Source organism: Leucobacter sp. NPDC015123 (assembly GCF_043080205.1).
Taxonomy (GTDB): Bacteria; Actinomycetota; Actinomycetes; order Actinomycetales; family Microbacteriaceae; genus Leucobacter; species Leucobacter aridicollis_A.
The window spans coordinates 470,703-491,303 of sequence record NZ_JBIBVH010000003.1 but is presented as its reverse complement, the minus strand read 5'-3'; the positions used below and the strand labels follow the sequence as shown (position 1 = coordinate 491,303).

20 protein-coding genes are annotated in these 20,601 nt (G+C 66.0%); 2 read left to right on the top strand and 18 right to left on the bottom strand.

Annotated features, from left to right (window positions below; genetic code table 11):
• Positions 1 to 12: 12 nt before the first annotated feature.
• Positions 13 to 1,395, bottom strand: a complete 1,383-nt coding sequence (gene mgtE / locus ACF07D_RS09040) for a magnesium transporter (protein WP_391504670.1) — start codon at positions 1,393 to 1,395, stop codon at positions 13 to 15.
• Positions 1,396 to 1,700: 305 nt separating this feature from the next.
• Complete coding sequence (locus tag ACF07D_RS09035; RefSeq protein ID WP_391504669.1) at positions 1,701 to 2,177, bottom strand: PaaI family thioesterase; 477 nt, start codon at positions 2,175 to 2,177, stop codon at positions 1,701 to 1,703.
• A 203-nt stretch (positions 2,178 to 2,380) separates the two neighbouring features.
• On the opposite strand from ACF07D_RS09035, the gene ACF07D_RS09030 reads away from it, so the two are divergent.
• Positions 2,381 to 3,724: a cryptochrome/photolyase family protein gene (locus ACF07D_RS09030; RefSeq protein ID WP_391504668.1), complete on the top strand. Its 1,344-nt coding sequence runs from the start codon at positions 2,381 to 2,383 to the stop codon at positions 3,722 to 3,724.
• Positions 3,725 to 3,772: 48 nt separating this feature from the next.
• Here ACF07D_RS09030 and ACF07D_RS09025 read toward each other — a convergent pair whose 3' ends face one another.
• The 10 genes from ACF07D_RS09025 to fepB all read right to left on the bottom strand — a co-directional run bounded on the left by ACF07D_RS09025 (position 3,773) and on the right by fepB (position 14,540).
• Positions 3,773 to 4,675 (bottom strand): TIGR01777 family oxidoreductase, encoded by a 903-nt coding sequence (locus ACF07D_RS09025; protein ID WP_391504667.1) that lies wholly within the window; start codon positions 4,673 to 4,675, stop codon positions 3,773 to 3,775.
• Positions 4,676 to 4,896: 221 nt separating this feature from the next.
• The gene (locus tag ACF07D_RS09020) at positions 4,897 to 5,343 is read right to left on the bottom strand and encodes a DUF2871 domain-containing protein (protein WP_391504666.1); all 447 of its coding nucleotides are present in this window, start codon (positions 5,341 to 5,343) and stop codon (positions 4,897 to 4,899) included.
• A gap of 116 nt (positions 5,344 to 5,459) precedes the next feature.
• Positions 5,460 to 6,110, bottom strand: coding sequence for a response regulator transcription factor (locus ACF07D_RS09015; protein WP_119284040.1), 651 nt, complete (start codon positions 6,108 to 6,110; stop codon positions 5,460 to 5,462).
• Positions 6,107 to 7,396: a sensor histidine kinase gene (locus ACF07D_RS09010; protein WP_391504665.1), complete on the bottom strand. Its 1,290-nt coding sequence runs from the start codon at positions 7,394 to 7,396 to the stop codon at positions 6,107 to 6,109. The genes ACF07D_RS09015 and ACF07D_RS09010 overlap by 4 nt, the downstream gene beginning before the upstream one ends.
• Positions 7,393 to 9,468, bottom strand: coding sequence for an MMPL family transporter (locus ACF07D_RS09005; protein WP_391504664.1), 2,076 nt, complete (start codon positions 9,466 to 9,468; stop codon positions 7,393 to 7,395). Before ACF07D_RS09005 ends, ACF07D_RS09010 begins: the two co-directional genes overlap by 4 nt.
• 201 nt (positions 9,469 to 9,669) lie before the next feature.
• Positions 9,670 to 10,527: a siderophore-interacting protein gene (locus tag ACF07D_RS09000; protein ID WP_391504663.1), complete on the bottom strand. Its 858-nt coding sequence runs from the start codon at positions 10,525 to 10,527 to the stop codon at positions 9,670 to 9,672.
• Positions 10,524 to 11,453, bottom strand: coding sequence for an ABC transporter ATP-binding protein (locus tag ACF07D_RS08995; RefSeq protein WP_391504662.1), 930 nt, complete (start codon positions 11,451 to 11,453; stop codon positions 10,524 to 10,526). The genes ACF07D_RS09000 and ACF07D_RS08995 overlap by 4 nt, the downstream gene beginning before the upstream one ends.
• 13 nt (positions 11,454 to 11,466) lie before the next feature.
• Positions 11,467 to 12,495, bottom strand: a complete 1,029-nt coding sequence (locus ACF07D_RS08990; RefSeq protein WP_391504661.1) for a FecCD family ABC transporter permease — start codon at positions 12,493 to 12,495, stop codon at positions 11,467 to 11,469.
• Complete coding sequence (locus ACF07D_RS08985; protein WP_391504660.1) at positions 12,492 to 13,529, bottom strand: FecCD family ABC transporter permease; 1,038 nt, start codon at positions 13,527 to 13,529, stop codon at positions 12,492 to 12,494. The genes ACF07D_RS08990 and ACF07D_RS08985 overlap by 4 nt, the downstream gene beginning before the upstream one ends.
• 15 nt (positions 13,530 to 13,544) lie before the next feature.
• A complete protein-coding gene (gene fepB, locus ACF07D_RS08980) occupies positions 13,545 to 14,540 on the bottom strand; it encodes a Fe2+-enterobactin ABC transporter substrate-binding protein (protein WP_391504659.1) in 996 nt (331 codons plus the stop codon).
• A gap of 88 nt (positions 14,541 to 14,628) precedes the next feature.
• Here fepB and ACF07D_RS08975 point away from each other — a divergent pair, with 88 nt between their 5' ends.
• The gene (locus tag ACF07D_RS08975) at positions 14,629 to 16,122 is read left to right on the top strand and encodes a helix-turn-helix domain-containing protein (RefSeq protein WP_391504658.1); all 1,494 of its coding nucleotides are present in this window, start codon (positions 14,629 to 14,631) and stop codon (positions 16,120 to 16,122) included.
• Between the two features lie 174 nt (positions 16,123 to 16,296).
• Here ACF07D_RS08975 and ACF07D_RS08970 read toward each other — a convergent pair whose 3' ends face one another.
• The 6 genes from ACF07D_RS08970 to ACF07D_RS08945 all read right to left on the bottom strand — a co-directional run bounded on the left by ACF07D_RS08970 (position 16,297) and on the right by ACF07D_RS08945 (position 20,386).
• Positions 16,297 to 17,121 carry a YidC/Oxa1 family membrane protein insertase gene (locus tag ACF07D_RS08970; RefSeq protein WP_391504657.1) on the bottom strand — a complete coding sequence of 275 codons (825 nt, stop codon included), beginning with the start codon at positions 17,119 to 17,121 and terminating at the stop codon, positions 16,297 to 16,299.
• Positions 17,122 to 17,329: 208 nt separating this feature from the next.
• Complete coding sequence (locus ACF07D_RS08965) at positions 17,330 to 17,665, bottom strand: hypothetical protein (protein WP_255807887.1); 336 nt, start codon at positions 17,663 to 17,665, stop codon at positions 17,330 to 17,332.
• A gap of 48 nt (positions 17,666 to 17,713) precedes the next feature.
• Positions 17,714 to 18,520 (bottom strand): DNA alkylation repair protein, encoded by an 807-nt coding sequence (locus ACF07D_RS08960; RefSeq protein ID WP_391504656.1) that lies wholly within the window; start codon positions 18,518 to 18,520, stop codon positions 17,714 to 17,716.
• A complete protein-coding gene (locus ACF07D_RS08955; protein WP_391504655.1) occupies positions 18,517 to 19,101 on the bottom strand; it encodes a MarR family winged helix-turn-helix transcriptional regulator in 585 nt (194 codons plus the stop codon). Before ACF07D_RS08955 ends, ACF07D_RS08960 begins: the two co-directional genes overlap by 4 nt.
• 34 nt (positions 19,102 to 19,135) lie before the next feature.
• The gene (locus ACF07D_RS08950; RefSeq protein ID WP_391504654.1) at positions 19,136 to 19,903 is read right to left on the bottom strand and encodes an alpha/beta fold hydrolase; all 768 of its coding nucleotides are present in this window, start codon (positions 19,901 to 19,903) and stop codon (positions 19,136 to 19,138) included.
• A 30-nt stretch (positions 19,904 to 19,933) separates the two neighbouring features.
• Positions 19,934 to 20,386 carry a cyclase gene (locus ACF07D_RS08945; RefSeq protein WP_391504653.1) on the bottom strand — a complete coding sequence of 151 codons (453 nt, stop codon included), beginning with the start codon at positions 20,384 to 20,386 and terminating at the stop codon, positions 19,934 to 19,936.
• Positions 20,387 to 20,601 lie beyond the last annotated feature (215 nt).

Genomic DNA, 20,601 nt, shown 5'->3' with positions numbered 1-20,601 from the left:
CGACAGTGGCGGCTACAGCCCGAGCACAGTGCGTGCGATGAGGAAGTAGATGATGAGGCCGAGTGCGTCAACAAACGTCGAAATGAACGGGTTGGAGAACACAGCTGGGTCGACCTTCACCGCGCGGGCGAGGAGCGGCATGCACCCGCCGACGGCGGCCGCGAGCGTGCAGACCGCGAGCAGGGTGAGGCCGATAACGAGCCCGATCTGGGGCGAGAAGGCGACCGCGGCAATGGCAAAGCCGAGCGCTCCAAGCAGCAGGCCAAGCATCGCACCAGTGCGCAGCTCGCGGGTGAGTACCCGCCAGAAGTCGCGCGACCCGACGTCGCCAAGCGCGAGCGCACGGGTGACTGTGGTGGCGGCCTGGTTGCCTGTGTTGCCGCCTGTCCCGATGAGCAGGGGGACGAACAGCGCGAGCACTGTGACCTGCTCAATCGTCGCCTCAAACACCGACAGTACTTGCACGGTGAGCGTCGCGCCGACCGCGAGCACAAGCAGCCAAATAACGCGTGACCGCACGAGCGCGCCGACAGGGGTTGAGAGATAGGGGCGACGCAGTGGTTCGGTGCCGCCCTGGCGCGCGGCGTCCTCGCTCTCCTCGAGTTCGAGGATCCGGATCGCATCATCGATTGTCAGCATTCCGACGAGACGATTCTCGAGGTCGACGATCGGCAGGGCGAGCAGCCCGCGGTCGGCGCAGCGCCTCGCGGCCTGCTCGGCTTCCTCAACCGCTTCGGCGGTGTGTACCTGGCTCATCATGTCAGAGACAACAGTCGAACCGTCTGCGGCGAGCAACTCGCGCAGGCTCACGACTCCAACGACGTGCCGCGAGTCGTCGAGCACAGGAATTGTGTAGACAGTCTCTGCGTCGTCAAGGCGTCCACGCACGCGCTCAAGCGTCTCGGCCACGGTGAACGACGCGCGCGTCGACACGTATTCGAGCGACATGCGCCGACCGACGCTGCCTTGCGGGTAGCCCAGGAGCGCAGAGGTGAGCACGCGTTCTTCCTCGGGGAGGCCACGCAGAAGCCTCGTCGCGAGGGCAGCAGGTACCTCGTCCAGTAGCCACAGCCTGTCGTCGTGGTCGAGGTCGACGAAGAGCTGGGCGACCTCGGCGTCTTGGAGTCCGTGTAGCAGGTCGCTCTGCAGCGCCGGATCGAGGATCTCGAAGACCTCAGCCGCCTTGTCCTTCGGCAGCAGGCGATACACGACGGCACGCTGTTTGTCGCTCAGTCGCTCGAACACCGGAATGATGTCTTGGGCGTGCAGCGGTTCGAGCTCGCGAGTAATCGCGCTGAGATCGCGTGCCGCGTACAGCTGGGTGATGCTGTCGACGAGCTCGTCCTGCGTCTTGGGCTGCGGGGTCTGCTGTGGGGTCTGCTGTGTGGTCGTCATGGCGTAGCTCCTTGGCTGCGAGCGCACGCGTGCCAACTCAGCGCGCGCGAATGAGAATGCGGGCGCCGTACACTGTGGCGGCACCCGTGATGGAGCCGGACGGCGAGAATGCAGCTACGCAGTTAGAAGCGCGAAGCGAGCGAACGCGATATCCGGCCGAGGACTGCAACTGTCACTTGTCACGGAATATCACCTCACTTCGGTCGAAGACTTCATGTGGGGAGCTTGAGGCTGCCCGCACGAACCCTATCAGCGGACGGCCCGGTCCACAAGGCGAGATGCTGGCGTCGCTGAAGTTCTGTCCGCTACGCGTCAGTGCGCCTCTCGCGCACGTAGAGCTGACGTCGCACGGATGCGACAAGCTCGCCATCCTCGCCAATGATTGGAATCTCGAACCAGCGCAACACCTTCGCGCCCCCAGCGGCGGCCTCTCGCAGCTCAGCGACCGTGGCCGCTGGCATCTCGACCGTTGCGTAGACAGAGCCACGCCCGGGGGAGACGAACTCGATCTCGGCAGCCTTGTCCCACACCACGTATCCAGGGCCGAGCTGATTGATCGTCATGATGACGAGAAACGGGTCGAGCATCGAGAACAGCGATCCGCCGAAAGCCGTGCCCATGTAGTTGGCGTTCTCTTCGGTGACGTCCATTCTGAGCTCCGCGCGGGTGAAATCATCGGAGAGCTCAACGACAGTGACACCCTGCGTCTTGAGCGTTGGCCAGCTGTTGAACCCCTCGCGGTGCGCTGCTGCGTTCTGGCCGTTGAGATCTATGCGACTCACTGTGACTCCTTCGTCTGCTATTGCGCCACCTGGGCGGTTTCCTCTAGCCAACACGAATTTCGTCGGATGCGGTGGATGTTTGTGCCTGAGCGCACTCGTGAGCGTGGCTCGGTTCGCGTCGATGCGTGCGGTATGCACAGCCGTGCGCAGTGCTTTGGGAACGTCCCTCACCGGATCGGCTTGACCGCCGCTATCCTGGTTCCGTGACGGCACTCATCTGGTTTCGCGACGATCTTCGGCTCACCGACAATGCCGCGTTGCGGGCAGGCAGCGCCGATTCGGGTGGAATCGTCGCCCTGTACGTGCTTGACGAGGAGAGCCCCGAGATGCGGCCGCTTGGGGGCGCCGCACGGTGGTGGCTGCACGAGTCGTTGAGCAGACTGCGCGAGAGTCTCGCGGTGCACGGTGTGCCGCTTGTGCTCAGGCGAGGCCCGGCCGAGCGTGTCGTTTCGGAGATCGTCGAGCAGGCACAGGCCGATCGTGTCTACTGGAACCGGCGCTACGGTGACGAGCGAGCCCTCGACGCTCGGCTTAAAACTGCCCTCCGGGAACGCGGGGTCGCAGCTCAGTCGTTCCAAGGTGGGATCCTGTTTGAACCATGGACAGTGCTCACCGGAAGTGGCGGCCCATACCGCGTGTACACGCCGTTCTGGCGGGCCTGCCTTGCGGCGCCCTCCCCGGCGCCGCCCGAGCCTGCGCCCGAACGCCTTCGCGCGAGCGACGTGACACCGGTCAGCGATGTACTTGAGGACTGGGAGCTCCAGCCAACCTCTCCAGACTGGGCTGGTGGCCTCGCGGAGCGTTGGGAACCGGGGGAAGAGGCCGCACTCGCTAAGCTCGATCGATTTCTCACTGAACGAGCTGCCGGGTACGAGGCGGGTCGTGACACCCCTGCCCTCGACGTCGGGTCCGAGCTCTCACCGCACCTCCGCTGGGGCGAGATCAGCCCCCGCACGGTCTGGCATCGGACGCTTGACTCGGGCGTCAGCGCTGGCGGGTTCCTGTCGGAGCTCGGGTGGCGAGAGTTCGCCTCGTACACTGCCTTTCACAACGGGCGGCTGCACGAGCGAGGACTGAACGCGCAGTACGACGGCTTCCCGTGGCGTGCATACGATCCAGACACAGTGGGGGCGTGGCAGCGCGGCGAGACCGGGTTCGGGCTCGTCGACGCCGGGATGCGCGAATTGTGGCAGACGGGATTCATGCACAACCGGGTTCGAATGGTGGCGGCCTCGTTTCTCACGAAGAATCTCCTCACGGACTGGCGAGTTGGAGAAGCCTGGTTCTGGGACACACTTGTCGACGCAGACGCAGCGAGCAACCCATTCAACTGGCAGTGGGTTGCGGGCTGCGGTGTCGACGCTGCGCCGTACTTTCGCATTTTCAACCCCGCGACGCAGCAGAAGAAGTTTGACGCCTCTGGGGAGTACGTGGATCGCTGGGCGCCTGAAAGTATTATGCTGCCCGAACTCGTCGACCTGCGCGAGACCAGACTGCGCGCGCTAGCGGCATACGAGTCGATACGGGGTACGTCGCGGGAGCGGTGAGCTGATCGTCAGGGTGTCAGGGTGTCAGGGCGTCAGCCCGTTAGCCCGTCAGCCCGCAAGCGCGGCGCGGACGGCGTCCGCTGCGTGTGCGTGCGCGAACTCGAATCCTGAGCTGAGCAGTGCCTCCGGCCGAACGTCTGCGTCACTAAGCAGCAGCGAGTCTGCGGCGTCACGCCCGAGACCAAGCCGCAAAGCCCAGGCGGGCGCGGGGAGCACGTAGGGGCGGCGCAACTCGGCAGCGATCGCCTCTCCGATAACGTTCGCGCTCGCGGGCGTGGGGCCGGTGAGGTTAACAGGGCCCGTCAGCTGGTTGTCGATGATGTGGCGGATCGCGCGCACTTCGTCGGCGAGCGATATCCATGGCCAAATCTGCCCGCCGCCACCGAGCGGCCCACTGAGACCGAGCCGAGTGAGGAGCACGAGCGGTTTCAGGACACCTTTCCGGTGGATGATTGGGGCGGTGCGGAGCAGCGCCACCCGTGCGCCGGGGCCAGCCTCCAGGGCAGCCGACTCCCATTCGGCACTGAGGTCGGCGAGAAACGTATCGCCGCGTTCAGCATGCTCGGTGAGCACTTCGCGGGGCCTATCTCCGTAGAACCCGACCGCCGAAGCCGAGACGAAGAGCGGCGCGTCGGCGCCAAGCTGCGCGACTGCGGCGGCAATTGTGGCCGTCGGAGTGAGTCGTGAGCTGCGCAGTACCTCGCGGTAGCGGCGCCCCCAGGGCAACCGCCCGATGCTTGCGCCGTTGAGGTTCACCACTGCTCCGGCACCGGCGAGGACCGCGGGATCAAGCTGGCGCTCACCGGGGTGCCACTGCACCTCTCCAGCGTGTGCGGGCTCACGCCGGACGAGCCGCGTGACGGCGACGCCGTCGGCGCGCAGCGCGTCGACGAGTGCGGAGCCCACGAGACCTGACGACCCTGTGACAACGATTCGAGATGTGGTGCTCATTGCTTCCCCTGTTTCCCCTGTAGGTGTGCGAATCATGGTGCGGTGAGCTCTGGACCGGCCGGGTCCGCCTCTGGCCCGTTAGCCTCGGGTGAGTTCACGGTGGCCTCCGTAACGTCGTGGTGCTGTCAAGCGTAGCTGCCCTGGGCTGCGGAAGCGACAGCGCCCCGCCGCGACGACTGTCGGGGTGGGGCGCTGTCGATACGGCCGCGATCGCGTGCTACCTATGCCGCGACCCCCGCCGCTCCGGCGCCCGCGTGCGAGCGCGCGACGGCCTTGCGAAGCGCAACGAAGAACACGATCATGCCGGCGGTGAGGAGCATGTGGCCAAGACCCGCGATACCGGAGATCATCTTCGAGGACTCCTCACCGAGCACGGTGAGGCTGCCATGCCAGACGAGCATTGCTGACGTGAGCACGACGCCAGCGTTGTAGAGCCAGAAGAACCAGGCGAACAGCTTTGGTGTCGCGCTGAGCGCGAAAGTCTTCTCGAGAGCTAGCGCGATGAGCAGCACGATGAACCCGAGCGTGAGCAGGTGGGTGTGCGCGAGTCCAAGCTGAGTGAACTGCCCCTCTGGGAAGTCATTCAACTTGGTGAACTCGCGGTAAAACAGGCCGGAGGCGACTCCGATAAGCATGTAGATGAACGCAGCATTGAGGAGTTTCTTCATGGTGGTGACCTTTCAACTGTTGGTGATCGATTGGCTGGGAAAAGAGTTGGTGCGGACGGTTTCGGGCGCGCTCGCACATCCCTCCCGTGCACCAGGGAGGGCGAGGGATATCGCGGCTAGATCAGGCCGGTTTCTTGCGCGAGGTGAATTGCGCGGGCTCTGCTATCGACGTCGAGCTTCGTGAAGATGTGGGCGACGTGACTTTTGACTGTCGCCTCGGTCACGAACAGCGCCCGCGCGATTTCCTTGTTTGCGGCGCCTGTCGCGAGCAGCCGCAGCACCTCGACCTCGCGGTCGGTGAGCTTCGGAAGCGGATCTCGCATGCCTTTGATCACGCGCGAGGCGATGTCTGGGGTGAGGAACATGTCGCCGGCCGCGGCGCGTTCGATTCCTTCGACGATGACCTCGGGTGCGACGTCTTTCAGTAGGTACCCTGCAGCGCCGGCTTCGATGGCTCCGAGAATTTCGGCGTCGCGGTCGAACGTGGTGAGCATCAGCACCGCGGGTGCGGGGTCCAGCGCGCGGAGCGCCGCCGTGGTCTGGATCCCGTCGATCCCGTCACCAAGCCGCAGATCGCAAAGCACGACCTGGGGGCGAAGCTGGGAAGCGAGCGCCACCGCTGCCTCGCCTGTCGCCGCCTCTCCGACGACCACGACGCCGCCGCCGGTTGTCGTGACGCCAGCTGTTGTGACGCTGCTGTCGAGTACAGCGCGCAGCCCGCTGCGAACGACTGGGTGGTCGTCGACAAGAAGCACTGTGATGGTCATGCGGGTTCCTCGTCTCCTGGGTGAGTGCCTGAGGCGGCGCCTGTATCGGCGGCGCGGATTGGGAGGTAGGCCGAAAGTGCCGTGCCCTCGCCCGGGCCGCTTTCGACGTCGAGGCCGCCGCCGAGCTCGCGAAGCCGATTGCGCATGAAGCGCAGCCCGTAGCTTGATGCCCCGATGGTGGAACTCTGATCCCATTCAGCGACGTCGAAGCCGCGGCCGTCGTCGATGATATCCATGCGGACCGTATCGCCGGCGTCAATGAGGCTCACCACGACGCGCGTGGCGGCCGCGTGGAGCCGCACATTGGCGAGGGCGGACTGCGCGCTACGCAACAGGCCGACCTCGACTTCCGTTGGTAGCAGTGGCAGCGTCTCGTCCACGTGGAGTTCAACCGCTATGCCGGCCTCATCGCGGGCCCTGTCGAGGATGCGTTCGAGTGCAGCCGCGAGCGCGCCGTCTTCGAGCTCTGCTGGCAGCAACTCTGCGACGATCCTGCGAACATCGGCGAGACTGTCGCTCGCGAGGCTCTCGACCTGTCTGAGGGAGAGCGCAGCGGCGGGATCTTCGGTGCGGCTGTTTGCGGCGTGAGCGATGAGGCGGATCGACGAGAGTGCCTGCGCGATAGTGTCGTGGATGTCCCTGGAGATACGCGTCCGTTCGGCGATCGCCCCGGCCTCCCGCTGGGCGACGGCGAGCTCGTCTTGCAGCTCAGACATCTCGGCTTGAGCGAGTTTCAGCGACGTCACGAGTCGCTCCCGCTCGGCCGCCTCGTGCAGCAGCTGGAGATAGCCTCGCGAGATCCCAAAGGCGAAGATGCCGCCGATCAGTGGACCGAACAGGTTCGCATAGCTCGTTGTTCCGTGGTGCAGGATCGGCGCGATCGCGACAACCGCGAACACGAACACTGAGAATGCGACGCCCCAACGCAGCGGAAGCAGATGCCCGGCGAGGAGCCACAGCAGGAATGCGAGCCAGACAAATTCGGGGGAGACCGCGACGGCGGCGATCCAGACCGCTGCGAACCCGACGAGCCACCACACGACGGCGTTTGGGCTCAGCGTCTTGCGCGGCAAGAACGTGCCGGCGGTGTGCCAGGCGAGTATCGCGAGCCCGGCGGTGATCGCCGCCGCGGCCGGGACACCGTCTCCGACTGCGCGGATCGCGCCGATGATCGTGAGCGCGAGGGCAATGAGGTGCTGGCCAACCTCCATCGCCCGCACCGTCGGCTCGGACGGTCGGCCGCTCGGCGCGTGCCCACGGGGTAGCGGTGCGTCTACGAGACTCATGGCTTCATTGTCTCGCGTGTCGCTGGTTTTCCGGGCAACCAGATCCGATCGCCGACGAGGGTGAAGAGCGCCGGCACGATGACTGTACGCACGACGAGAGTGTCGACGAGCACGCCGACGCCGACGATGAGCCCGAGCTGCCCGAGCGTCACGAGCGGCAGCACTCCGAGCGCCGCGAAGACGGCCGCGAGCACGATGCCGGCGCTCGTGATGACGCTTCCTGTGTGCGCGACTGCCTCGATCATGCCGTCGCGGGTGCCATGAACCTTCGCTTCTGATCGGGCACGGTGCACAAGGAAGATCGTGTAGTCGATCCCGAGCGCGACAAGGAATAGGAAGGCAAGCAGCGGCACCTGCAGGTCGAGCGCCTGCTGGCCGAACACGACCCGGCTCAGCCACGCGCCGGCACCGATTGCGGCGAGCGCGCTCGCGAGATTCACGACGAGCAGGATCGCGGGCGCCACGAGCGAACGCAGGAGGAACGTGAGCACGAGGAAGCTGATTGCAAGGACGAGCGGTGCGACGAGCAGGAGATCCTGCTGGCCGCCTGCGCGTGCATCGACGTCGGTGGCAACGGCTCCGCCGACGAGCGTGTCTGGAATGTCAGACACCGCTTCGCGAAGGTCGACGATCTGGGCGAGGCTCTCTTCGCTGCTTGGCGTGTACTCGCTTGTCACCATGATCTTCGAGAGCGTGCCGTCGGTACTCTCGCCGATCGGGTGGGCGCGCACCACACCATCAACGGCGCTTACTGCCGCAACGGTTTCTGAGGCGGTCGACGTATGCGTCACGATGAAGATCGGTTGCGCCTCGCCTGCGGGGAAATGCGCTGAGAGCGTTTCGAGGCCGCTCGCGGATTCCGAGCCACCGCGGAACTTGTCGACCTGGTCGAGTCCGACGGTGGTGCCGAAGAGACCGGCGGCCATCACCGCGAGAAGCGCAAGGCCAGCAACCAAACTCGCGACCGGGCGCCGGGAGACCCTCGTCGCGATCCCGCGCCACACGCCCTGGCGGGCCTGACGGGTCTCGCTGCCGGGAGCTGCGGGCCGGGGGACGAACGGCCAGAACACCTTCGGTCCGAAGATTGCGAGGAGCGGCGGCAACAGGAACAGGACGGCGCCGAGTGCGATAACGAGTCCGATAGCCGAGGACACCCCGAGGCCGTGGTTGCCAGGAATGACGGCGAGAATGAGGGTCGCGAGCGCAGCAACGACTGTGACGTTCGAGGCGAGGATCGCGGGCAGCGTCTTCCGCCACGCAGTGCTGAGGGCGGCCCGGTGATCGTTGATTCGCAGCAGCTCCTCACGGTAGCGCGAGATGAGCAGTAGGGCGTAGTTCGTGCCTGCGCCGAAGACAAGCACACTGATGATGCCGGCATCAAACTGCAGGTTCCACGCGGCACCTGCGGCTGCGGTAACGCGACCGGCAAGTCCGTCGGCCAGAGCGACGACGATGAGCGGCACGAGCCACAGCACGGGGGAGCGATACGTCACGATGAGCAGCACCGCGACGATAAGGATTGTGACGAGCAGGAGCGTGAAGTCTGCACCCTCGAACGCGGCGGCGATGTCGGCGCCGAAGGCCGGGCCCCCGGTGACCTGCAGCGTGACGCCGGAGATCGCGTTGCCTGCGAGCTCGGCCCGGATATCGCTGATCACCTCGGCGGTGTCGGTATTCGTCTCACCGACGGTGATGGGCGTGACGAGTAGAGCCGCCCTGCCGTCATCGCTCACCATCGGCCCTGTCGGTTCGGCGGAGGTATGATTCTGCAGCACAGGCAACAGCGCTGACAGTGCTTGAGTGTCGGCTGCCGTGAGTGCGCCGCCGTCGCCACGTTCCGCGACGACGAGCACTGACTGCTGATCGGCGCCCGGGAACTCGGCGAGGAGTTCGCTCACGCGAGTCGATTCCGAGTCGTCTGGGGCCTGCGCGTTTCGCGCGGGGGCCTTCGCGCTCCCGAACACGCCGAAAAGTGCTACGAGCACGAGCAGCACCACACTGAGCGAGATCCACGCCCCACGGCGTGAGGTGAGGGCGTCTGAAAACCGTCTGCGAGGTGAGCTGTCATCCATACCCCCAACTACACCAGTGCCCGCGGGTTCAGGCATCGGGGGCGAGGCTGAACTCTGTGTCATCCAAAAGGATGATGCTTGTCGCGGCTGTCCCGAGGTGCAGGGGCAGCGGCGGGCCACCCAAATGCAGCTCGGCAGCATCGGGTGGCCCGCGTCGTTGAGCCCGCTGAACTGGAATCCCGTTGGGCCCGCCTGCCCGCGCTAGATTGCGAGCGCGAGATCGTCGAGGTCGTGCACAGACCTTCCCTCGGCGAGCGCGGCCTCGTATGCCTGCAGACGTTGCATATCAATCTGAGTGTTTGTGGTCCCACGCCTCCAATACCCAAAGACAGCGACATCATCTTTCGCGAGGCCGTTGTCGTTGCGGAAGAACGATCTGACAGCTCTCATCTCGTCACGCTCACCGGCGCCCCAGACAACGACCTTGCCTGGGTGTGGCAGCGTCGCAAGCTCGTCGGCGAAGCCCGTACCCGGCGCAACCCGCGTGAGGGTGAGGCCCGGGAGTGCCGGGAGCTCGGAGAACGCGTGCTCATCGCTCGTGGCGACCCACCCGCGCCCGGTGAGCCCTTGGTCGGCCTGATCCAGAATCGCGTACAGCGCTGGGATCGAGGTTGCGTCGGCGAAGATGACGACATCGCGGCCGCCAGTTTCTGGGATATCGAAGTGCGGACGCGGGCCGCCAAACTTCACGGTGTCACCAACCTGGAGCGTGTCGAGCCACAGCATCATCGGGCTCGTGGCGCCGTGGCGCACGACATCGACTTCAATGGTGCCCGCCGCCACATTGGCGGAGCGGACCGTGTAGACCCGCGTTGCGCTCTCGAAGCGCTCGTCGAGATAGAAGCGGATTGCGACGTTGGGGCGCACCCAGTTCGGCTCGGCGGCTAGGTCAGGGATACTGACGACGACTCGCGCAAGCTCGGGGGTGACGTCGGCGAACGATTCGATCGTCGCTGTGCCGAGCTGGAGGCCTCGGTTGTGGTCCTCTGACTGCGTCGCTGGGGAGGTGACGAGCTGCGACGTGCCTGTCGCGGCCCTCGTGTCATGGGTGTCGGTCATGCTGGCTCCTGTTCTGCCGCGATTGGCTCGCGGCGTGGTGATTGTCGAAAAGTGCGTGGTGGGTAAGTGTGTTGCCGGGAGGTCTGTGGTCGGGAAGTCTGTGGTCGAGGGGCGTGCGTGCGGGTGTCGCGTGGCACGACGAGCGGCCGGCCCGTCTCTGGGTCTTCGATGACGAGTGCCTCAAGCTCAAATACATCCCTGAGAAGCGCAGGCGTGATGAGCGAATCGGGCGGCCCCTGCGCGACGATCTCGCCTGCGCGCATCGCGACGATGTGGGTCGCGTAGCGCGCGGCAAGGTTTAGGTCGTGCAGCACGGCGACGAGCGTGCGGCCCGCAGCATGCAGCCGCGAACAGAGATCGAGCACGTCGACCTGGTGGGAGATGTCAAGATACGTTGTCGGCTCGTCGAGCAGCAGGATCGGCGTCTCCTGCGCGAGTGCCATCGCGAGCCAAGCGCGCTGCCGTTGGCCACCGCTGAGCTCCTCGACGAGACGCTCGGCGTGCGCTGTCATCTCGACCTCTGCGAGTGCCCGCGTGACGGCATCGTCGTCGGCCGTGCTCCACTGTCGAAGGATGCTCTGGTAAGGATTTCGGCCGCGCGCGACGAGGTCCGAGACAGTGATCGCGGTCGGAGTTGCTGGGGCCTGCGCCAGGGTGCTGATGCGCCGCGCGACATGCTTGGTGCGGACTCCAGCGAGGTCTGCACCATCGAGGGTGACAGCCCCGCCTCGGGGCTTCAGCATCCGCGATAGGGCGCGAAGCAGCGTCGACTTGCCGCAGCCATTCGGTCCGATGATGACTGTGAAGCCTTCGGGCGGCACTTCGAGGGAGAGCTCCCTGACGATGGTGTGGCGGCCGTATCCGAGCTCGAGATCTGTGGCAGCGAGGCCGTGAGCGGTGGACGATGAAGTGGGATTGCGTGACATAGTGAGGTTCCGTTCAGATGCGCCGGGCAAGCAGCCACAGCAGGTAGAGGCCGCCGAGCAGGCTCGTGACGAGGCCGACAGGTGTGCGCATGCCGACGTCGAGATTCTGCGCGAGCAGGTCAGCGCCGGTGAGAAGCACCGCGCCAACGACTGCGGAGAGTCCGACAAGCACGCCAGGCACCGGCGCAAGGTGACGCGCGATGTGGGCGGCCGCAAACGCGATAAATGCGATCGGGCCGGCGACGGCGACGGCAGCGGCTGCGGCGACGACCCCGACGATGAGGGCAACGAACCGGATTCGCTCGACGCGTACGCCGACGCTGTGCGCAGCGTCATCGCCCATCTCCATGAGGGCGAGGCTTCGCCCGAGTGTGAGCAGGAGGGGAGCGACGAGCGCGAGCGCCGCGATCGCGACAGCGGCATGAAGCCAACCCCGGCCCAGCAGTGAACCGGCGCTCCAGAGCTGTGCGACCATCGCGTCGTTGATGTCTGCGCGCGCGATCAGCAGCGACGAGAACGCGCTCACGACAGCGCCAACGCCGATGCCAACAAGTACGAGCCTGAGCCCGCCGGTCACGCCGTCGCGGCGGGCGAGGAAATAGACAGCGAAGGCGGTGATGATCCCGCCGATGATCGCTGCCGCTGCCGTCGCGAGCATGCCACCGCCGAACACGACGATTTGGAGCACCGCGCCTGTGGCAGCACCAGACGTGAAACCGATGATGTCGGGAGAACCGAGCGGGTTTCGCGACAGCGACTGGAACGCGGCGCCGCTCATGCCGAGCAGTGCGCCGACTGCGGCCGCCGTGAGCGCGCGAGGCAGGCGCCTGCCGAGCACCGAGCGGGTGAGCGACGGCTTCGCCTCGCCCGACAGGACGGCGACGAGGTCGCTGGCGTCGAGCGGAATCGTTCCGATCATGAGAGAGGCAATGATCCCGGCACCAAGCACCGCGGCCGCTAAGAGGCCGACGGTGATGATGCGCGGCCGGATCCGGATCGAGAAGTCGCCGATTCGGAGCGTGCGGCCCGAGACTACAGTCACAGTGCAGCAACCTTTCGTGAACGGACGAGGGCGACGAACAACGGTCCGCCAAAGAGCGCGGCGGCGACGCCTGTCTGCAACTCGGCCGGTGCGACGACGACACGGCCGAGCGTGTCAGCAACGACGAGCAGGGTCGCGCCGAGCAGCATCGCCGCCGGGAGCAGACGGCGATGCTCGTTTCCGGTAAAGAACCTCGCGACGTGCGCGGAGCCGAGCCCGATGAAGCCGATCGGCCCAGCCGCGGCTGTCGCAGCCCCAGCGAGAAGCACGACCGCGACGGCCGCACCGATCCTGGCGCCAAGAGCGCTCGTCCCGAGCCCCGTCGCGACGTCATCGCCGAGCGTGATCGCGTTGAGCGGGGAGATCAAGGCGAGACTGAGCACAATTCCGACGGCGACGAACGGCAGCACAGTGAACGCGACACCAAAGTCGCGGCCCTGCAGCGAACCGATCGCCCAGAACCTGAAACTATTGAAGGCAGCATCGTTGCTCAGCAGCACCATCTGAGTGAGCGCGCCGATGACAATGCTCACCGCGGTGCCCGCAAGGGCGATCCGAACGGGGGTACCGACGTTGCCGCGTGAACTGCCGAGGAGATACACGAGAGCGGCTGCAGCCGCCGCGCCGACGAACGAGAACCAGATGTACCCACTCACGTCAGTGATGCCGAGAAACGCGATCGCGATGACGACAGCGAACGAGGCGCCAGCGTTCACCCCCAGAATGCCCGGGTCCGCGAGCGGGTTTCGTGTGACCGACTGCATGAGCGTGCCCGCAAGCCCAAGCGCGGCGCCAACGATCACGCCGAGCGCGATTCTCGGCAGTCGCGAGAGCACGACGACGAGGTGGTCGTTGTGCGTCGGGTCGTAAGTCACGAGCGCCTCAACGACCCGAGCCGGCGGGATCGGATTCGAACCGAGACCGATACCGAGGATCGCGGTTGCAGCGAGCGCGAGTGCGCTCGCCGCAACCAGAACAGCGGTGCGGCTCGCCGCTGAGCGCCGCGGTGAGTCCGCGGCGCTCCGCTCCGTCACGGGCGCGGCCACGCGTTAGCCCGAGAAGGTGTCGACGATGAGATCTACAGTGAGCTTCGCGCTGTAGTAGTCGAGACGAAAGGCCTGCGTGCCCATCGTGTAGACGTTGCCGCTTGTGAGCGCGGGAAGGTTTTTCAGCAGCGGATCCTTCGCGAACTCAGCGACCGGGTCGCCCCCGAGCATCGCAACGATCATGATGGTTTCAGCCTCCGCGAGGCCGTCTGGGGCGTTCTCGCTCGTGAGGATCCCCACGCGGCCGCCCTGACCCTCGGTGAGGAATTCTTCGCGCGGCGGCTGGTAGTCGAAGCCGAGCGATTCAAGCAGCATCGCCTGCGGGCTCGCCGGGTCAAACGGCCACGACCCCTCAGGGCCCATGTAGACGAGCGCTGTCGTCGGTTGCGGTGGAAGCGTGATCTTCGTTGCCTGACCAGCAACCCAGTCGTCATACTCCGCGAGCACCTCCTTCGCCTTCGACTCGAGCCCCGTGATCTCGGCGATCTGCTCGGTGAGCTCCTGCCACGTCGCGTCGCCATAATCGAGGAGCACCGTCGGGGCAATTTCCGAGAGTTGATCGTATGCGTCTGACGTGCTGTCGCCGCCGTTCGCCGAGCCGATGATGAGGTCGGGCTCGAACTGATCGACGGCGTCGATATCGAGCTCGAGATCCTTGTACGCGACTTCGACGCCGCGCTCGACCGCGACGTCTGCCCACTGGGTGAAGAACCCGTGCTCGTCGGAGAGCGGTGTGACCGGAGCTGCTCCGGTCGCCACGATCGGAGCCTCGAGCGAGAGCAGGCCGCCCGTGATAGATGGTGCGACTGACACGATGCGGAGGGGAAGGGCGTCGATCGTGGTGGAGCCCGCGGCGTGCTCAATGGTGCGGGGCCAGTCGCCGCCGGTGTCGGCGGCTTCCGTCTCGGGCGTTTGCGAGCCAGAAGCGGCTGGGCTGCAGCCAGCGAGCAGCAGTGCGGCTGCTGCGAGGGCAGCAAGGGCGGGCAGGCGTCTAGCCATGCGGGAAACCTCCGAGTGTTCCTGGTGTTGTGTGGCGGCACAGCGGTGCGCGCTATCCTCAAAGTTAGCTAAGCCTTACTTTCATCTGTTGATTGGAAATGACATCGTGTTACCAGCTGTTCAGCTGCCGGGGGTTCGCCTCTCAGAGTCGATGCTCTACGCCGTGCTGCGAGGGGCCGCCGAGGTCGAAACTGGCGGCGAGATCCTGCGCCTCGAATCCTGCACAGGAATCTGGGTTCCCGCCGGCGACGTCGTCGCCGTTCGGCCGGCGCTCGGAGCGGTTGTGCTGCCGATCCCAGTGGCAGGCGGTGGCAGAGCTCTTGCGACGAGGGTTGCAGTCCCAAAGCACGCTCACACGAGCCTGCTGCACGCATTCGCCAACGTGCTCGGACACGTCGACGGCGCTACGGGCCCAGCTCAGCTCGAACTCTCCGGCGGGGGCCCCGAGCGGCTCGCACCCCCTCCTGCTCCCGCCTCCGAAGCTCTCGGGGTGCTCGCAAAACTGCTCACTGAGCGCCCCGAGATGCGTCTCGCCGACGCGGTGGCTGAAGCCGTGCCCGGGTGGAGCGTGCGCACCGTGCAGCGCCGCTTCCTCGCCGAGACCGGCTGGAGCGTCGCAGCCTGGGTGCGGCGGCAGCGCGTCCGCGCGGCCGCCAAGCTGCTCGCCGAGGGCCGCGACCTCCAATGGGTCGCACACACCGTCGGCTACAGCGGCGTTCCAGCGTTTAGTCGGGCATTCTCAGAGTCGACGGGGCTCTCCCCGGGGCAGTGGCGGCACAGTTCGGCTGCGGCGACTGCGGGTGTCGTCCCCGCAGAGATCGGGCTCGGGCACCTGTGGGAGGCGGCTGAGCGCCGCACGTGGACCCGAGTGAACGGTGCGCACGTCGCAGTGTGGGCGGCGCTCGGAAGTGCAAATCTCGTCGTCGGAGGCAGGAATGTTCACCTCTCCGAAGGCGACGCCGTCGTGGTTCCGGCCGGAACCCCGAACGAGTTCAGAATTCCGAGCGGCTCGATGCTTCTGCCGCTCGGGTTTCGCTCCGCACACACTGGCGAGATCGGTGCGCCTCTGCGCCCGGCGTCGATCGGGTCGCTGGGAACCGCAGGGCTGCTCGAGGCGGTGCTCGCGAGCTACACCAAAGTTGGCGTTATCGACGTCGATCCAGACCACGGATTTCAAGCCGCGCTCTCAGGCTCGGTTCGCGCGCCAACCACGAATGACGACGTACTGCTCGGCCGCGTCGCGAACCTCTACGCGCGAGAGCCATACCTGCGCATGACCGGTGCTGCGGCGCGGCTCGGTGTCGACGAACGCGAGCTTGGAGCCGCCGTGCAGCGGCGCGCGGGCGTTCAGTTCTCGGCCTGGTTGCGGCTGCTGCGAATGACGCGGGCGCGCAACCAGTTGGGCGACGGCGAGACCCCCTCTGAGATTTCACGCGGGCTTGGGTACGCGCATCTTCCGGCGTTCTCGAGGGCGTTCCGTGCGGTGCACGGCGCGGCCCCTGCAGGGCTCAGCGTGCCGAACCTGAAACCGACGAGGGCGGCCTGGGGTCGGGAAATGCGAGTACCAGCAACGGCGCTGTAGCGACGTCCGCGGCTGGACCGCCATGTCACCCGGCCAGGCGCAGTTGGCACTTGTGGTCGCTTCTCGTCACCTCAGGCGACAATAAGTGCCAACTGCGTGGGGCGGCTGCGTGGGGCACCTGCGTGGGGCACCTGCGTGGGTTGCCCGCGTCAGGCGAGGGCAGATCGGGCCGGGCTAGGCTTCCTGGCCCCGCGCCCCGCCTGTCTCGCGGCCGTCCGTGGCGCCGCGCTGTGCGCTCGGCAGGGTGCCGTAGATCTTGCCGAGGATGAGCCGCTCGCAAAGTGTCCAGGTGGTGGTCGTTGCCAAGTATAGGGCGGCTGCTAGCGGCACGATCGCCGCGATCACGACGGTGATGAACGGCACGAAGCTCATCATCTTTGTCATGCCGCTGAGGTCTGGCATGCCTGCCGGGAGGTTCGCGGGTTTGGGTGCCGGCTCGGGCATCGGCGGGGTGAGGAGCTTCCTCGAGGTCTGCGTGACGGCGCCAATGAGTGCGACGATCACCAGGCCAACGATGATGTGTGTTGGGGTGACTGTTCCGCCGGCCACCTGCGCGGCGAGACCCGCGTCAAGCGGGATGCCGAGAAACGTTTTGGTCAGCAGCTCATTTGGATGCCCGTCAACCTCCGGCAGAATGAACAGCCCGTATACAGCCATGAGCACCGGCATCTGTGCGAGCACGGGGAAGCAGCCGGCGAAAGGCGACGCCTTCTCGCTCGCGTAGAGTTCCATTGTCTTGCGCTGCAGTACCTCGGGGTTCTTGTACTTGCGCTGCAGCTCGGCCAGTTTCGGCGCGATGCGTTGGCGCGCAACTGTCGCCTTCACCTGCGATCGGCCGACTGGTATAAGGGCGAGCCTCACGGCGAGCGTGAGCAGGATGATAGCGATGGCGGCGCTCTGTGCCCCGGCGAGCGGCTCGATGAGGTCGCTCAGGGTCGTTACGAGCCAGTACGCGCCCCGGATGAGTAGCTTGATTGGGAGGAACTCATAGATGTTCATCGCGCGCCTCCAACCAGGAGGAGGGCAGCGCTGACGCGAGCGCCATGCTTGTCGGAGCGACGTGCGGGGTCGAAGTCGTCAGGCCGCGCCTGGATTTGGGTATGCGTGTGTGAGGGGGTCATGGAAAGCTCGTTTCAATTCGTCGTGCGTGCGGGCAAGACCCCTCGGCGACGAACGTGCCGCGAGACGGCGCCACGTCTGTGCCGCGCTAGGCGGCGTGGGTGTGGCGTGCGCGTCGTTCGACCGAGGAGTGGACAAACAACGAGGGTGCGCGGGCGAGCGCTGAGCCTGGCGTGCCAGGGTCGGCAGCCACACGGAACGTGCGAAAGGAAGCAGCCCGGGAGCGCCTGCGAGAAGCTTGGGCTGGGCAGACGGCTGTCGGTCGGCGCCCCCGCAAGAACACCGTGACGATTGGTGCGAGCGCAAGAATGCCAGCCGCGCCAACGAGCGCGAGCTGCACGGGGGACTGCGGCCCGGCTGCGCCAAATGCGACGGCAGCCGTGAGAAGTGCGAACTGCGTCATCATCCACAGTGAAAGCAGCACGTATCGCACCTCCTATTCATGCTCGAGCGATCCAAGCCTACCGCGACGCTACCGCTTTGCGCCTCCGTCCGTCGAGGGCGCCTGAACGCTGCGGAGGGCCCGGGTAACGATCCGCCTCGTCTCTGGGGTGTCGCTCTCAGCGCGCCACCGAGCGCAGAGGCTCTTCGCCCAGTCGGGCGAGGTCTTTGAAGCGTCGTTGATCCAGTTCGCGACAGAATCCTGGACGTACTTCTCAGGATCTGCCCGGAGTGGCTCCAACAGGGGTTCCCCGAGCTCGGGATGTTGTTTCAGGTCGGCGATGTGTGTCGCCCATACGCCTCGGGGTCGGAGTGCCTCGCTCGCGAACCTCCGCACGTTCGGCCGGGCGTCCGCCGTGAGCGGGGCGAGGAGATCGATCGCGCCGGCGAGGTCTTCGATCAGTCGCGGGCGCAGTGCCATCCACACCCATTCGCGCACGGTGAAGCGCGTGTCGTCGATGCGGGGGATCACTGCGGTGACAAGCTCGGCGGGAGAGGCGTCGCGGCGGGAGGCGATAGCAAAGCACCACCAGCCGCGCACGGTGTCAGAGCGGTGTTCGCTGAGTTCTGCAAGCTCATCCGCCGGAAGGTGCGCAGCGAGCGCGGACCCGATTGTCGCCATGCGCCTGAGAATGCCGAGGTGCTGCGCCTCCGCGATGGCTGTTCGCAGCGCCTCGCTCGCAGCAGGGAGGGTCACGGCGAGGAGGGCTGTGTGGTCGATTGCGAGCGCCTCCGTGAGGGTGCGGGCCTCGGCCTCGCCTGCATTGAGGGCCGCGAGATGTTCCTCAGCGACGTCGGCCATGCGGCTCGCTCCGCGCTGAGCGCCTGCCCGTGTCATCGTGTGCCCTCGGCGTCGAGCGCCTGAAGGTTCTGCTGAAGGATGCCGAGTGCCGTGAAGGTCCCCCGGGCGTCTGCCTGCGTGATCCCTGCCGACAGCGCGGTCAACCAATCGCTGTAGCGCGGGGCGAGGTCATCGAGGGCGGCTGACCCCGCCGAGGTAAGTGTGATTGCGGAAGAGCGGCGATCGCTCGCGCTGCCGCGCCGCGTGATGTACTCCTGGCGTTCGAGGCCGTCGAGTAGACCCGTGACTGCGGCCCGCGTGACTCCGATGGAGGAGGCGATGAAAGCTGGTGTGGCTTTCGGCTCGCGCGCGACGACGAGCATCACGCTGAGGCGCGCCTCCGTGAGATCAAACGATGCGAGTTCGGCCGCGCAGGCCTTGTCAATCCGGGCGGCTGTGTGCAGCAGCGACATGACGAGTGCAGCGTTCTGGGCGGCCCTGTCGATGGGGCCGTTGCCGTCGGGGCTGTTATCGCCTGAGCCGGTGCCCGGGTCGGTGCCTGGGCCGTCGTCTGAGTCGTCGCCGCCAGGCCTGCCGAGGCCGGCATGTTCAAGGAGTAGGGAGTGTTTGTGGTCCATGAGGGCATTCATTAAGGACCATACTATTAGGTGGTTAACTAGTGTGGCGGCTGCGGTGCGCGCGGCGCGCGACAAACTCGAGGATCATGGACGCCACGGGTTCCGGGCTTTTGATGACTGCCTCATGCCCGCGATCCGGAATCTCCTCGTACTCGGAATCGGGGAGTGCGGCGGCTACCTCCTGCACCCAGTCCCGTGGACACACGTGATCAGTTTCGCCGCGCATGACGAGCGTCGGGGTGGCGATATCCGGGCACACGTTCTCGATCTCGTGGTCGAGCATGAGCCGCAACTTGTTTGCGAACCACAAGGGGCTCGTTTTCGCGTACTCGACAACGCCCTCCACGAGCACCTTTGGTGACTCTCCGTAGAGGTCTTGGACCATGCGTGCGGCCTGCTTGGTGGCGCTTCGCTCGTGCCTGTTGATTGTTGGGGCGATGAGCGCGAGCGTGTCGATGCTCCCAGGGAATTGCTTCGCAACCTCGGCCACGATCTGCGTTCCCATTGAGTGGCCGACGAGCGTGACGTCGCCAGTCGCCTGGCTCGCGATGAATCGCTCAATGAGATCGGCATTGTCCTGGATCGTTGCCTCAGTCCCGGGCTCGGGCGAGTCACCAAATCCTGGTAAGTCGGGCACCAGCACCCCGCCCTGAACGCTCAAAACCTCAGCCACCTCGTCGAACACGATGCGCCCCATGCCGATTCCGTGGATCAGTACGAACGTACGCGAAGTCGGGCCAGGGTAGCTCGAGAACTTCATCGTGTAGTCGCCGTGCGTGAACGTGTGATCTGCGTGCACCATGCCTCATAGGGTAGCGCGACGTGCGTGAGGCTATGGGCGTATTGTGAGCGAGCCTGCGAGATGCTCGCCCCTGTCGCGAATAAGCCTGCGCAGGTGCGGCACGAGCACGAGGCGCTCGGCGAACGCCCCGAACACCGGCGACGCGACCGTGATGGTGTCGTGCATGACTACGAGCTCACCTTCGCGCTCGAACCGGTGCACGTGTCGGAAGTGTTTGAATGGCCCGCGCTGCTGCTCGTCGACGAAGACGTTCGGGCGGTCGAGATGGGTGATGCGTGAGGTCATTGTGAACCAGATCCCAAAGTGGCGGCCTCGCCAGGTGACGCTGTCGCCGAGCCGCATGACACCCGATGTGACCCCAGCGATCGCCCGCTCGCCTGTCGCCGCCATCGACGCAACGTGGGAGTCGACGCTGAGCGCTGCGTCAAAGAGGTCTTCGATGGGGACCCGGGCGCGCGTTGTGACCGTAAATGTCTGCACCATGGCTTCAGTCTGCCAGTGTGCCCGCCCCAACTGGGCGGCTTGCGGCATGTTGCGCCGCCCGGCGCGCAACGAGCCCAGGCTCGCGAGGATTCTGCTCTGGGCGGAGAGGCCTCGGTGCGAGCGGCTCTCGTGACTACGATCAGGTATGACCGAGAGCGCTCCCACAGACCTGGCCGGACATCGAGATATGGCCGGGCATCGAGAGATGGCCTGGA

Coding starts and splice junctions, on each gene's coding strand:
- mgtE (WP_391504670.1), bottom strand. CDS start 1,395: ATGACGACCACACAGCAGACCCCACAGCAGACCCCGCAGCCCAAGACG.
- ACF07D_RS09025 (WP_391504667.1), bottom strand. CDS start 4,675: ATGAGCACCACATCTCGAATCGTTGTCACAGGGTCGTCAGGTCTCGTG.
- ACF07D_RS09020 (WP_391504666.1), bottom strand. CDS start 5,343: ATGAAGAAACTCCTCAATGCTGCGTTCATCTACATGCTTATCGGAGTC.
- ACF07D_RS09015 (WP_119284040.1), bottom strand. CDS start 6,110: ATGACCATCACAGTGCTTCTTGTCGACGACCACCCAGTCGTTCGCAGC.
- ACF07D_RS09010 (WP_391504665.1), bottom strand. CDS start 7,396: ATGAGTCTCGTAGACGCACCGCTACCCCGTGGGCACGCGCCGAGCGGC.
- ACF07D_RS09005 (WP_391504664.1), bottom strand. CDS start 9,468: ATGGATGACAGCTCACCTCGCAGACGGTTTTCAGACGCCCTCACCTCA.
- ACF07D_RS09000 (WP_391504663.1), bottom strand. CDS start 10,527: ATGACCGACACCCATGACACGAGGGCCGCGACAGGCACGTCGCAGCTC.
- ACF07D_RS08995 (WP_391504662.1), bottom strand. CDS start 11,453: ATGTCACGCAATCCCACTTCATCGTCCACCGCTCACGGCCTCGCTGCC.
- fepB (WP_391504659.1), bottom strand. CDS start 14,540: ATGGCTAGACGCCTGCCCGCCCTTGCTGCCCTCGCAGCAGCCGCACTG.
- ACF07D_RS08970 (WP_391504657.1), bottom strand. CDS start 17,121: ATGAACATCTATGAGTTCCTCCCAATCAAGCTACTCATCCGGGGCGCG.
- ACF07D_RS08960 (WP_391504656.1), bottom strand. CDS start 18,520: ATGACACGGGCAGGCGCTCAGCGCGGAGCGAGCCGCATGGCCGACGTC.
- ACF07D_RS08955 (WP_391504655.1), bottom strand. CDS start 19,101: ATGGACCACAAACACTCCCTACTCCTTGAACATGCCGGCCTCGGCAGG.
- ACF07D_RS08950 (WP_391504654.1), bottom strand. CDS start 19,903: ATGGTGCACGCAGATCACACGTTCACGCACGGCGACTACACGATGAAG.
- ACF07D_RS08945 (WP_391504653.1), bottom strand. CDS start 20,386: ATGGTGCAGACATTTACGGTCACAACGCGCGCCCGGGTCCCCATCGAA.